The 13256-nt window shown below is 53.7% G+C and carries 13 protein-coding genes; 4 read left to right on the top strand and 9 right to left on the bottom strand.

Going from position 1 to position 13256, the window contains the following annotated elements; all coding sequences use genetic code 11:
• Positions 1–137 precede the first annotated feature (137 nt).
• A complete protein-coding gene (locus ABO_RS13490) occupies positions 138–1490 on the top strand; it encodes a deoxyguanosinetriphosphate triphosphohydrolase (RefSeq protein WP_011589911.1) in 1353 nt (450 codons plus the stop codon).
• Here the strand turns inward: ABO_RS13490 and ABO_RS14430 are convergent.
• Positions 1396–2199 carry a hypothetical protein gene (locus ABO_RS14430; RefSeq protein WP_011589912.1) on the bottom strand — a complete coding sequence of 268 codons (804 nt, stop codon included), beginning with the start codon at positions 2197–2199 and terminating at the stop codon, positions 1396–1398. The two genes, ABO_RS13490 and ABO_RS14430, sit on opposite strands and share 95 nt — an antisense overlap.
• 502 nt (positions 2200–2701) lie before the next feature.
• Here ABO_RS14430 and ABO_RS13500 point away from each other — a divergent pair.
• Entirely contained in the window at positions 2702–3106 is a 405-nt protein-coding gene (locus ABO_RS13500; protein WP_011589913.1) for a GTP-binding protein, read from the top strand.
• A gap of 361 nt (positions 3107–3467) precedes the next feature.
• Here the strand turns inward: ABO_RS13500 and ABO_RS13505 are convergent, their stop codons facing one another.
• From ABO_RS13505 to ABO_RS13515, 3 genes are all read right to left on the bottom strand, one after another.
• Positions 3468–4166 (bottom strand): hypothetical protein, encoded by a 699-nt coding sequence (locus ABO_RS13505; RefSeq protein ID WP_011589914.1) that lies wholly within the window; start codon positions 4164–4166, stop codon positions 3468–3470.
• Positions 4167–4206: 40 nt separating this feature from the next.
• Positions 4207–6057, bottom strand: a complete 1851-nt coding sequence (locus tag ABO_RS13510) for a thrombospondin type 3 repeat-containing protein (RefSeq protein WP_011589915.1) — start codon at positions 6055–6057, stop codon at positions 4207–4209.
• A 196-nt stretch (positions 6058–6253) separates the two neighbouring features.
• Positions 6254–7015, bottom strand: coding sequence for an alpha/beta fold hydrolase (locus ABO_RS13515; RefSeq protein ID WP_011589916.1), 762 nt, complete (start codon positions 7013–7015; stop codon positions 6254–6256).
• A 97-nt stretch (positions 7016–7112) separates the two neighbouring features.
• On the opposite strand from ABO_RS13515, the gene ABO_RS13520 reads away from it, so the two are divergent.
• On the top strand, positions 7113–8309 hold the full coding sequence (locus tag ABO_RS13520) for a helix-turn-helix transcriptional regulator (protein WP_011589917.1): 1197 nt from the start codon (positions 7113–7115) through the stop codon (positions 8307–8309).
• Here the strand turns inward: ABO_RS13520 and ABO_RS14150 are convergent.
• The 5 genes from ABO_RS14150 to ABO_RS13545 all read right to left on the bottom strand — a co-directional run bounded on the left by ABO_RS14150 (position 8248) and on the right by ABO_RS13545 (position 11548).
• Entirely contained in the window at positions 8248–8784 is a 537-nt protein-coding gene (locus ABO_RS14150) for an NUDIX hydrolase (RefSeq protein WP_011589918.1), read from the bottom strand. The two genes, ABO_RS13520 and ABO_RS14150, sit on opposite strands and share 62 nt — an antisense overlap.
• A gap of 86 nt (positions 8785–8870) precedes the next feature.
• The gene (locus ABO_RS13530) at positions 8871–9773 is read right to left on the bottom strand and encodes an endonuclease/exonuclease/phosphatase family protein (RefSeq protein WP_011589919.1); all 903 of its coding nucleotides are present in this window, start codon (positions 9771–9773) and stop codon (positions 8871–8873) included.
• A gap of 4 nt (positions 9774–9777) precedes the next feature.
• Positions 9778–10413: a thiol:disulfide interchange protein DsbA/DsbL gene (locus tag ABO_RS13535; RefSeq protein WP_011589920.1), complete on the bottom strand. Its 636-nt coding sequence runs from the start codon at positions 10411–10413 to the stop codon at positions 9778–9780.
• A gap of 164 nt (positions 10414–10577) precedes the next feature.
• Positions 10578–11231 (bottom strand): c-type cytochrome, encoded by a 654-nt coding sequence (locus ABO_RS13540; RefSeq protein ID WP_011589921.1) that lies wholly within the window; start codon positions 11229–11231, stop codon positions 10578–10580.
• Between the two features lie 23 nt (positions 11232–11254).
• Positions 11255–11548, bottom strand: coding sequence for a c-type cytochrome (locus tag ABO_RS13545; RefSeq protein WP_011589922.1), 294 nt, complete (start codon positions 11546–11548; stop codon positions 11255–11257).
• A 331-nt stretch (positions 11549–11879) separates the two neighbouring features.
• Between ABO_RS13545 and yihA the strand changes: the two genes are divergently transcribed.
• Entirely contained in the window at positions 11880–12506 is a 627-nt protein-coding gene (gene yihA / locus ABO_RS13550) for a ribosome biogenesis GTP-binding protein YihA/YsxC (protein WP_011589923.1), read from the top strand.
• Positions 12507–13256: the final 750 nt, after the last annotated feature.

Consider the following 13256-nt stretch of genomic DNA (forward strand, 5'->3'; position numbering starts at 1 on the left):
CGTCCTCCTGTCGGTGGCCACTCTCGGCTTGCGTACACCGTGTTGTGCATAACAACACCGACCGTGGCAACATGCTGTGAAGTAACCGTGGGCTTTTACCCTGCCCGACTCAAGGCACCTTGAAGGTTTTTTACGATATGGATTGGCATCAACTGCTGAACAAGGCTCGCCTGGGTGGCCGCACCGCCAAAGATGAAAGTGGCCGCACCGCCTTTCTTCGTGACCATGATAAAATCATTTTTTCCGGCGCCTTTCGACGCCTAGCCCGCAAGACTCAAGTTCATCCACTGGCCACCAATGACCACGTTCACAATCGCCTGACCCACTCATTAGAAGTATCTTGTGTAGGCCGCACCTTGGGCATTCGTGTGGGCGAGCGCCTGCAAGAAAGAGATCTGTTACCCGGTACCGTCAGCGCCACCGATTTGGGCGATATCGTGCAGTCTGCCTGCTTGGCCCATGACATCGGCAACCCACCTTTTGGCCACACCGGTGAGCGGGCTATTCGCGCTTGGTTCCAGGAACGGGGGCAACGCTTTCTGGATATGCTGCCCGCCCACCAGCAAACTGACCTGACCTTTTTTGAAGGTAATGCGCAGGGCTTTCGCATCATCACCAAAAGCGAGTACCACCAGTACGATGGCGGCATGCGGCTCACCTATGCAACGCTGGCAACCTTCCTCAAATACCCCTGGCTATCCGCCGATGCCGGCAACGCCAGCAGCAAGCTGCGCAAATACAGCACTTTTGTGTCGGAAACCGAGGCTTTCCATGAAGTAGCCCACGCCACCGGCCTGCAGCAACACAGCCCCGGTCGCTTCTGCCGCCATCCGCTGGCGTACTTAATGGAAGCTGCTGATGATTTTTGCTATGCCATTATTGACCTGGAAGATGGCCTGGAAATGGATCTGCTGCACTGGGATGAAGTGTACGCCTTGCTGCAACCTGCCCTGCCGGATAGCGAAGAAGTACGTGAACTGATTCATTCGGATATACGCGATGGCCGCAAAGCCGCCCTACTGCGAGGCAAAATCATCGAACGGTTTATCGAAGCCGGTGTGGAAGCCTTTGTGGCCAACCACGAACGATTATTACAGGGACGCATGGAAGGCGACCTGATCAGCCACTGCGAACCCGCCGTGCGCGATGTAGTGGAAAATGCCAAGCAACTTTCTCGCTCAAAAGTGTTCGAGCACCCCCGCAAAATCGAGCTGGAAATCGGTGCTTTTGAAGTGATGGGCGCATTGCTGGACGGCTTGATTGAAGCCGCCGTATCCCACGCCTGCAATAGCACAAAAAATTATCGCCACGAGCGCATCATTGATTTGATTGGTCGGCACAGCTTCCCTGCAAATCTAGAGCAACTGCCGGAACAGGAAAGAATTTACCAGTGCATCATGCGGGCGCTGGATTTTCTTGCGGGAATGACCGACAACTATGCCACTTATTTGGCCAAACAGTTCTCGGGAATGGCGGAGACACGGTACTAATCCCGAACGACATACATTCCGGCACCTGACCTGGCCGGCCACTAAAAACGCCCGAGCCATTAACGGATCGGGCGTGCATTTCATCCCTTTTCATTATGGCTGTGAGGCAATTTTTACACCCACTGCGACAAAAGTATCCAGACCAGACGTGCCCCCCTTCATCAAGCTTGCTACCACCACCCATTATAATTTCGCCATCAGCAGCAGGTTTGAAGGTATCAGAACTACCGTCCGACCATGTCACATTCACATTCTGACCGCTTACCGACCAGCTACCGGTATCAACCTCGTTATTATCTTGCCAGGTATCAACGTAATGCTCACAGTTGAAACCATTTTCATCGCAGTTAGTATTTTGATCCAGGCTAATAAAACGTCCGCGCTCATTAAAGACCTCCTCGAGAGAGCCATCAGCATTGAAGGTAAAAAACGTAGCACCAGCGTAATGTTCCAGGTTAGCTCCACCTCCTTGATCCAGTTCGATGATTCCACCAGAGAAAAAAAGCTGGTAGGTTGAACCGCTAATAATATCGCTTAGATCGACCGCTTCACCACTGGCCGCCTCTAATGCAGAAACACGTTCATTATTGTCGTTGATAGTACTGATCAGCGCCTGGAAGTTGGCATCCACACCGGCAGCAGTAGCCGCTTGCCCAGATTCGGGTGCGGTATAACCTGTCACTTCACTCGCTATTGCGGTGGCACTCATCACAGTTGCGGCGAGGCCCGTCAGGATTACTTTTTCATCTCTTTTATCCTCTAAGGTTATTTCCTTTAACCAATCGCCTCACTGCCAGTTGGCTTCATCCCAGTTAAATTGATTCCAGACTGCATCTGGCGTTACACCTGTGCATGAAGACGCATTGGCATCCGGATTACAGGGGTCAGCATCATCCGGGTCTGCGATATTGGCACCGTATCCATCGCCGTCAGCATCCTCGCTTTCGGTAGCATCGTCAGGGAAGGCATCGGCACCATCCTCAACACCATTAGCAACAATGCTGCTTGGAACGACTAAACACTATAGTGATTTATCGCTGGCAGCACCTCAAAACATTGTTTGTGCTTTTTTATATGCCACCTATTTTTGCGGCTTACTGACCATTGAGCAACAACAAGGGCAGCAACTTCAACGAAGAGAAAAAACTTTACCCTCTTCATCAAGTAACGTTTTTTCTACTTTAAAAAAGTGGCTCGGGATTTAAGAAACAATGATCAACTACAATAAGCTGCTTTTTGCAGGACCATTCGGCGCAGGAAAAACTACGGCAATACGCGCGATCTCCAATTCAGCGCCTATTTCCACCGGAACGCCTATTTCCACAGGCCCTGAAGGAGAAAAAACCACCACGACAGTGGCAATGGATTACAGCTTCATCAATATGGAAGGCACTACCGTACATGTGTATGGCATGCCCGGACAGGATCGCCTTGCGTTCATGCGAGGGATCCTTATGGAAGGGGCCATTGGCGCCATCCTATTGCTCGATGCAGCTCAGCCTTCTCTCAACGATGATCTGCAAAGCTGGCTGAAATCTTTGGCGGCTTTATCTCCAGGGCCCCCTATCGTCATTGGGTTACCAAAACCGAACTTGCACCCCCCTCCTTCTCTCTGAACAGCCTTAGGCAACTGGTCAGTACGGTTTCCGTTACCAGCCCGGTTCTTTCCATAGATGCCCGCGAGAAAGAAGATACACAACAGTTAATCCGAATGATTTTGGTGCTTAGTGAAACTGAATTTGAAGCCGGTATAGAGAAGACTCTGGGCTATATTTAAACAACGGCTTGCTGCGTAGCCGGCTAAAGCGCCTCTGAAAAATACCTTGCGTGCTCGGTTTTCAGGCTGATTCGCGATCTATCTCATCCAAAGCCTGACAGACACAAATAAACCCAACCTCAGATGAGATTGGGTTTATTTAATTGCCAACAGAGGGGCAACAGTGCCCATAGGCGCCCTTTCGAGTTTCTCATATCAGCTTACTCTGCAGGTTCGCTTGTCCTTACGCCTATAGCCAGCGAGTGGTCATAATCATCGTTGGTGCCAAACTGGTCTGATTCAATCTCAAAGCTCGCACTGGATAACACCAGAATTTCACCATCCAGCGCGACAATAAACTCTTCGACGCCATCTTCCTCCGGGAAGGTGACAGACAGGATGTTGCCATCCAGTTCCCAGCTACCGCCGGTAAACGTCTCCGGCCCATCGGTAAAGTCTTCTACCCTGTGTTCACAATTGAAATTACCGGGCTCACTTTCGGTACACTCTTTATTTTCAAAATCAATTTCGCGACCGCTTTCCTGGTACAGTTCGGTCAGGGTTCCATCCGTCTCGAACGTAAGCACACTACGCCCGCCGAAGCCTTCCAGGTAAGCGCTTTTATAGGGGCTCAAAGCATCTGCATAGGTTCCTATCACGGCGCCCATATAGGAAATGGTGTACGTCGCACCGCTGATTTTTTCCCGCAAGGAAGACGGTGTTCCCGCCGCATCTTCCAAAGCAACGATACGATCATTGTTATCGTTGATAGCAGTAATCAGCGCCTGGAAGTTGGCATCCACACCGGCAGCAGTAGCCGCTTGCCCGGATTCAGGTGCGGTATAACCTGTCACGTCACTCGCTATTGCGCTGGCACTCATCACAGTTGCGGCGAGGCCTGTCAGGATTACTTTTTTCATCTCTTTTACCCTCTAAGGTTATTTCCTTTAACCAATGGCCTCACTGCCAGTTGGCTTCATCCCAGTCAAATTCATTCCAGACTGCACCTGGCGTTTCAGTTGTGCAGGAAGGCGCATTGGTATCCGGATTACAGGGATCAGCATCATCCGGGTCTGCGGTATTGGCGCCGTATCCATCGCCGTCCGCATCCTCGCTTTCGGTAGCATCGTCAGGGAAGGCATCTTCGTTATCGCCTACACCATCGTTATCGCGGTCAGCACTTTCATTGGCGTTACCGGGGAAGGCATCCGCATTGTCCCCCACGCCATCGCCGTCGCTGTCCAGAGCTTCGGTGGGGTCATTCGGGAAAGCGTCTGCGTTGTCACCAACCCCATCAGAATCACTGTCCATCGTTTCGGAAGCATCACTGGGGAAGGCGTCACTGTTATCGCCGACACCGTCATTATCCGCGTCACTCGTTTCAGACGGATCTTCAGGGAAGACATCGCCATTATCCCCTACGCCGTCTTCATCCCTATCCACGGTTTCGTCTGGATCGTTGGGGAAAACATCAGCGTTGTCGCCGACGCCGTCACCATCCGTGTCTGTAGTCTCGGCTGGGTCTTGCGGAAAGACATCGCCATTATCCCCAACACCATCTTCGTCACTGTCGATAGTTTCGGCTGGGTCTTCAGGGAACTTATCCGTGTTATCCCCTACGCCGTCTTCATCGGTATCGGTTGTTTCAGAAGAGTCGTCAGGGAAGGCATCGGTGCCATCCTCAACACCATCTTCATCGCGGTCCGGGTCGTAGGGCGCGGTGTCCTGTTCGTTCAACAGGCCATCACCATCGATATCGGCATCGCTAGTATCCGGCGTGCCATCTAGGTCGATGTCACTTTCCACTTCCGCCGGTTCAACAACTGGGGAGGTGTTCTCTGCCGTGGAGGTATCGGTGTCGACCCCTGTATCTTGCGTTTCACCAGCCACCACTGACGCAACTTGAGATACCGTTTTGGTAGAACCGGGAATAGTTAAGGAGGAAGGGTTCTGAGTTACTTCCGCGACAACGTCCGCAATGTTGGCGAAAGAGGCAATGGCAGCCTCGCCACTCTTGCCATCAACCTGACCATCATTCAGGTCTTCAGACAATGCGTTGAACATGGAGTCCGCCGTTTCGGTGCTACCGGGGTCCGCCAACTTTGCTGTTTTGGCCATATCCGCCATCAGCGCGGCGACCGCTTCCACCGCCGTTCTCAGCTTGACCACCTGCGCCTGATCGTCCTGATCACTAGTGATCAGCGGCGGGGAAGAGAGCAAATCAACGCTATTATCCAGAAGCCCGAAACCGAACTGGCTACGCACCTTGTTCTTGGCCAGTTTCAAGGCGGCAGTCCACTCTGCGGCGGTAACGGTTCCATCGGTATCACCAATAAAGCCATTGGTGTTGCTGTCCGCATTACTCAGCGCCATGTTCACCACCAAGGTACTTAGTGGCGTTGGGTAATTGGTCTCACCGGCAGCAACGGCCTCTGCCGAGGTGACAGAAAGCAATCGCGTGATGACCGGCGCCTGGCCCGTAGTGAGATCCAACGTATCGGCATCCGCCTGCACTTCTACGAGCACCTCTCCGCTTGTTCCATCAGGGATGCTGACCCCTGAAAATGCGGCTTCCCTGTCAGTACTGCCGGTGTCCAGTTGCTCGCCAAGCCCGCCAGCAGCATTGAAATCCAGTTGATAGAGCGTCACCGCAGCGTTCGCCAACGGGCCCTTGACCGCACTGCCTTTGACCGCACTACCTGATTTATCGGCACCTGTAGAAGGGCTGTCACTCCCGCTACTTCCATCTCCGCCGCACCCGGCAATGGCTACCGCCACTGCCAAACTGGCAACTCTGAATGTTCCCTTCATGTGTGATGTCTCCGATCACCCCAGTTTTGGTATAGCACCAAACTAAACCTGAGCAACAAGAGCGCACATCACCCATTTAAGGTATAAAACAAAAAAACCTTACAGAACCCCCAATAACACCACCCAACAAAAGCGCTTTAGAATACAGATCCAGACCCCCTATGGGCGCGCTTAGCCGAGTTTCAATAACTCTCGCTTAGCCACACGACTTCAGCACGCGGTTAAGACGATCGGCAAATACCTCCGGTTGTTCCATCTGCGGAAAATGCCAGGTGCCCGCTTGCAACCACTCTGTTACATAGGGGGCGCAGCGAGCACGGGCAGCCTCACCCACCAAATCACCGTTAATGGCATGAATGGGACAGTTTATTTCAGCGAAAGCCGCATTAGGGGACCATCGCAACAAATCCGACCACAGCGGCAACATGGCATCCTGACGCGCCGCAGCCATCTCGCGTTCTAGCGTTTGTTTCTCCTGCTCACTCAAGTCCGGGCCAGCATTGTTCGCCACCAAATTAGCAATGCCGGAAACAAAATTGTCCTGAAAGGGGGTCTCAATCTGGCGGGCGGTTTCTTCATCCAGATCACCGTAGGGGATAACAAAGGTGTCAACCAACACTACGGCTTTAACCGGCTTTAACCGGGCAGCCTCCAGCACCACGGCGCCCCCCATGGAGTGCCCCACCAACACAGGGTTATCGATATCGGCAAGAGCGGACACCAACGCCTGAGCCTGCGCCTTCACTGTCCAGGAAGACAATGGCAGCTCCTGCGCCTCACCATGCCCCGGCAGATCCACAGCAATCAGCCGTGTCCCTTGCGGAGGGGAATCCAGCAGAGACTGCCAGTGCCTGCGGTTACAGGTCCAGCCATGGACTAACACCACGGGCTGCGGCCCCTTTCCTGATTCTGTTGCTGGCAAAGCCAGCTTATCTTGAACTTGCCGGGTTGCTTTCATCTGCTTCTCCTATTCCCCAAAGGGCCACATCTGTTATTTACATTCAATTTCCGGTCCAAATCGGATAAATTAAGGCTTCATTAGGGGAATACAACCAATGACTCAGTCTGCTGTGGATGGATTATTGGGCCACGAGCGAGAGGATCTACTCGACACATTGTACGAGGCGCCGCAAGCCCCTGACGCTTGGCCACGCTTTCTGGCACAAGCCGTAAGCGCCACCCGATCGCGCTCCGCCCGCATGCTCGTACTCGACCGTCGGGCACAAACCGTGCTCTCCAGCATCAAGCACAATATTGATGACACAGACCATCAGGCTTATGTGGATCACTATGTGAATGCCTGCCCCTGGCGCCCGGAATTAAAAGATAAGCCCCCAGGCCAGCTGTATTCCACCTTTCTGGATTTCTCCTGTCGGCAAAACGCGTTCTACCGCACCGAATTCTATAACGACTGGGCCCGCGCCCAAGACATCCACCATGGCGTATGCGGCACCGTTTGGCAGGATGAAGACCACACCGTCCAGCTGCTAATTCAGCGCACCAAAGATCAAAGCCACTACAGCCGGGAAGAAACTGACCAAATCAACGACTTGGTGATGCATGTGCGCCGTGCCGTACGGCTGCAAACCCAATTCAGCGCCCTGAAGCACCAAAACCAAGCTCTCCAGCAAACACTGGATATCCAGGCCCAGCCCTTCGCCCTGCTTGATGCCCAGGGCACGCTAGTACACGTTAGTCAGGAAGCCGAAGCGCTAATTGAAGCGCACCCGCACATGACGTTAGCGAATCGCAAACTAACCTTCCATGATGTACGCCAGCAATCGGAGTTATTGCATCAATTGGGCCAGGTAACGCACCCCAATCCCTCCTTACGTGGTAGCGGCGACGTGATTGCCGTTCCCCTGAACAGCCACCAGGTTACCCGCTGCCTCATTTCCCCCATGCATCCCGGAACAGCCCCCGGCGACTTCAATGCCCACCCAACGCCCCTCGCCATCGTCTATTTTCAGGACCCACTGGGTGACATTGAGGTGGACCTAGACAGCCTAATGCAGCTGTTCGAATTATCCGAAGCGGAAGCCCGAGTGGCCGCAGGCATTGCTAAAGGACTATCGCCCCAGCAAATTGCCGATAATCATTTTCTCTCTGTCCACACTGTCCGCACACAGCTGAAAAGCACCTTCCAGAAAACCGGCACCATGCGCCAGACAGAGCTAGCAAAGCAAGTACTTACTTCTCCTGCAGCCCGCCGGTGGCGTCGCCCGCCGCTGAATCTGAGCTGCTCTGCATAGCCTTGCGAGCCACCGCCATAAACAGATCAAACTGATAGGCAAAACGCCAATCCTTCTGCCGCAACTCATCGAGGGAATACCAGCCAATATCACTGACCTCTAGCCGAGCCTGAGCCGGTAACAGCAAGGGCTCCCCCTCTGGCAGAGATTCGGCAGGAATACAGCGATAGAGATGAAAACCGTTCTTCATCACCTGCACGCGCTCCCCTACCACAACCTGTAAACCCGTCTCTTCAAGGGTCTCCCGGTATGCCGTGCACTGGGCCAGTTCTCCGCGCTCGAGGGTTCCCCCAGGCACACCTAACTTGTCGCCCCAGCGGTGGGTAATTAGCAGCACCTGCTGATCACGGATAATCAAACAGCCAGCATTGGCGCGTCGGTCATCCTGCTGCCCAAGCACGCGGGGGCAATCCGACAGCGCCTGCAGCGACGGCAACATAAGAGATAGGGTAATCAGGAAAGAGGATGCCTTCATGGGAACAACCTGCACCGACAAGATGACAGTGTCATGGCAATTTTCTCTGGCTAGAGTGCAATCAGCAGCCGCTCCACCGGCTCCGGTCAGTCAATTAAGGGCAATCGGTGCTCCCGGGTAGCCGCGATCACCTCGTCAGGGATGATAATTTCCGTGGCCAGAGGCAGGTGATCCGACAGTAGGCAATCAGAGAGTACACGAGTATGGCGACTCTCTAGCTCCGGCGATAATAGGATGTGGTCGATATGGCGATCCGGAGCCCAGCTGGGGTAGGTATTAAGGTTATCCGCCCGCACCGTCTGCAAGCCCAACGCCGCCAGCGGTGAATGATCTAAGTGGTTGAGCCGGCAATTAAAATCGCCCATCACGACCACATATTTGTAATCTGCTAGCAAGCGGGCCAGATAGGATAACTGAGTATTACGCACCTTCTCACCCAGTGCCAGGTGCGCCACCACCACGACCAGAGGCTGAATTGGGTGGCCGTATTTAATCACGATGGCACCTCGACCGGGCAAGCCGGGAAGCCGATGGTCAGTGATCTCAAACGGCTGATGGCGGCTGAGGAAGCCATTACTGAACTGGCCGAACCGGCCAAGGTTGCGGTTCAACTGCTGGTGCCAAACAGGAAAACCTGCCATGGACGCGAGATGCACCAGTTGATTCATGTTACGCGAACGTAAACTGCCGCCATCTACTTCCTGCAGGCCCACCACGTCAAAGTGACTGAGCACCTGAGCAATCTGCTCGATGGTTTCCACGCTGCGTGGATGCGCCACCAAGTGCTTCCAGCTACCGGTAATGTAATCACCGAATTTCTGGCTACCAATGCCTGCCTGGATATTGAAGCTCATTAGCTTCACGGTATCCTGAGGCAGCAACACCTCCCGTGTCTGGCGGGTCTTTCGTGCCCCTTCCCGGGCAAAGGAAAAACCCGCGGGCCGGGCTTTCCAGTCACGGTAGGCCAGTCTAGCGCGATCAAGCAACATAATATCAGCTGCCTGTCTTTTCCTTGTTCACCAAGAATTCAATCACCTTGAACAGCTCCTCGTTGCTCTTCACGTTTTCGCGCTTTACCAAATACTTGCCGTTCACCACGAAGTTGGGCACTCCGGGAATCTGGTATTTTTTGCTCAACGCATCTGCCTGACGAATCTTGGTGGAAACACCAAACGAACCATAGAGCTTGCTGAACTCCGCAGGCTCAACACCATACTTGCGGAAAAAGTTGGCCAACGCCGACTCGTTGAATAAAGGCTCACGGTGCTTGTGGATCGCATCAAACAACGGCACATGCATTTCATCAACCAAGCCAAGGGCGTCTTCTACGTAGTAGGCACGAGCCAGCGGTTCGGCGTTACGCAGGAATAACACTGGGGTGCGCACATAGTCGATGTAGTCTGGCTTCTCTTCCAGCCAAGCATCAACAGCCGGCTCCAGTGAATAGCAGTGAGGGCAGCCATAGGAAAAGAACTCCCGTACTTCTACCTTGCTGGGATCGTCAACAGATCCGGGCACATCCAGAACTTTATAATGAGTGTCTACCGCAAAACGGGTATGTTCTTCGGCGGCCGCAACTCCGGTCGCCAGCCCCAGACTCAGCAGCAAAGCCGTTACAATGCGAAGCATATCGCTCTCCTTTTTTGTTGGTTTGCGCCCATTGTGACAACCGGGGCGGCATTTTTCTCCCTAGTAAGTACAATCCGCACCCACTCAGAGCCATATCTTTTCATGTTGACCATAAAAAAGGCAGCCCGCAGGCTGCCTTTTCTACAAAGCATAGCCGAACAACCCTATTTGGACAGCCCGGAGATAAAGCTTGCTACGGCCTTGATTTGGGTATCGGTCATTTTCGCCGCCACCGTCTGCATCATGCCCAGCGTATCGCTGTCCGAGTCATTGGTGCGTTTGATAATGCCATCACCCAAGTCGTTACGACCTGCCGCACGGAAGGCTTTCAATTGATCTTCCACGTATTGGGCATTCTGGCCAGCCAGATGCGGATATTTGGCCGCATCAACGCCTTGCCCTGCCGGGCCGTGGCAACCAGAACAAGCTGGAATACCGTTAGCCATATCCCCACCGCGGTAGAGCTTTTCGCCCTGCTCAACCCAGTCTGCGCTAGCCTGGCCCGCTTCCGGGGTCAAGCTGGCGTAATAAGCGGCTATGTCTTGCATGTCCTGCTGGTTCAGGCCTACAACCTGCCCCTTCATGATCGCATTATCACGGGCACCAGACTTGAAATCCTCTAGCTGCTTCACCAGGTATTCTGCCCCCTGGCCAGCCAGTTTCGGGTAAGTCCCGGTAAGAGTCTTGTTACCATCCTGGCCGTGGCACGCGGCGCAGGGGGCGGCTTTTGCTTTGCCTGCCTCAGCATCACCGGCCGCCATAGCCTGGGTGGCGGCGACAGCAGCAGCCATCAGCACGAACAGTTTGAAAAACTTCATGGCCTATCCTTCAGTACAGCGTCTTATTTGCTTTTGGACATGTACTCAATCAGAGCACGGTATTCTTCGTCACTACAATCGTTACACATGCCTTTGGGGGGCATGGCATTAAACCCTTCCTCGACGTGCTTCACCAGGGTATCCATGCCTTTTTCCATGCGTGGTTTCCAGGCAGCTTCATCATGGGATATGGGAGCCCCAGCAGCACCGGAAGCATGACAGAATGTACAGCTGCTGTTGTAACGTTCCTCTACAGTCGCTGCATTGGCAGCCCCCGTAACCAGAACCATTGCAAGACCTGCTACAAAACCCTTCATACACTACCTCTGCTATGCTGGCGAAGTCCGTTTGCCGTTACCGACAAACACCACGTTGTAGAACGTCGGCCGCCCCAACCACCAATAAATACGCGGTTAAGTGACAAGCGGGCGGGATTATATACCAGTCTGGTGGGCGCCGTCATATTCCATGTGAAGGGTAGGGGTATAGACACATTAAGTCACGCACTCGCCACCCCCAAAAGTGACGAAAACGTCAACTTTAATGAATAAATTGCCCATTCATTTTCTCTCCCCAGCGGGTATGCATTGCCAGCCGCAGGCCAGACAGCAAGAATAGCCCCCTGACGACATCCAAAGGCTCCTTGTTATGCCCATGCACCCCATGGAAAAACGACTCCACCAGGCACTATTCCTGCAAAGCGCCCAGCGCCTAGACCAATGCCCGCCGGATGAAGGACGGGAAGTAGCCTTCGCCGGACGCTCCAATGCCGGAAAGTCCAGCGCCATTAATCGGCTCACCGGCCAACGAAGCCTGGCCCGCACCTCCAAGACCCCAGGGCGGACTCAGCTATTGAACTTCTTCCAGCTCGACGAAGAGCGCCGACTAGTGGATCTACCCGGTTACGGCTATGCCAAAGTCTCCAAAAGCAAGCGTAACGAGTGGCAGGAGCATCTCGACCATTACCTTTCCGAACGTCAGGCATTAGTCGGGCTTGTGCTGATGATGGACATCCGCCATCCGCTCAAGGACTTCGATTTGATGATGCTAGAATGGTCCGCCCAGGCCAACATGCCCATCCACATCCTTATGACCAAGGCCGACAAACTGAAGTTCGGCGCCGCCAAGTCCACCCTGCTACAAGTGCAAAAGCAGCTAAAGGAACACCCTGCCCCGCTCTCGCTACAGCTGTTTTCGGCCACCAATGGCACCGGGTGTGACGAAGCCTGGGACAAGCTGGGGGAATGGCTAGGGATAGAACGGCTGACGCCATAATGACTTAGGGCGAAAATGAACGCCAAGCCGCCGGCCATAGCTCATCTAGCATTTTCTTCAGGCAAAAAAATCCCCGGCAGCAATCTAGGGGGGAAGGGAACGATTGCGCTGCCGGGGAGGCTTGCCGCTCTGGCCCTTTTGGGGGAAAAGACCAGAGCTATAAGCGACGAATTGGTGAGGGTACTGGGGGATCGGGGGTTCCAATCCGTCGCTAATTAGTAAGAGTGCGCGTGTTTATAAAAGTTCCGCCTCTCGGCAGTATTTTCTCTGCTCAGCTGCCGATCTACGTCACGAAACTGGCGCAGTTCGGCACCCATGCCCAAGCTCAAGGCACATAAAATTCTTTCGCACCATCACCTGAAGCCGGTACTTCGTTGATCTATAAGGATTTGTTGTCGGAAACTGAAACTGGCACGGCGATTGCCTACTCTTTAACCAGCAGGCGCTATAACCTGCGGCCGGCAAAAATAGCCGGCAAAAAAATCCCTGGCAGCAATCTTGGGGAAGGGAACGACTGTGCTGCCAGGGAGGCTTGCCGCCCTGATCTCGGGGGAGAAACCAGGGACTCCAAAAAACTACGGATCAGCGAGGGTACTGGGGATCGGGGGATGCTAATCCGTAGCACTAACTAAGACCGCCGCTTTTTTCGGAAAGTTCCAGGCGGTTTTGTTTTTTACAAATTTTACTTTTTGGGAAAACGGCAACGGACTCACCGCGTGCCAACTGTCTCTACCCATTGTGCACCTAACG

Origin of the sequence: Alcanivorax borkumensis SK2, assembly GCF_000009365.1 — a bacterium.
Lineage (GTDB): Bacteria > Pseudomonadota > Gammaproteobacteria > Pseudomonadales > Alcanivoracaceae > Alcanivorax > Alcanivorax borkumensis.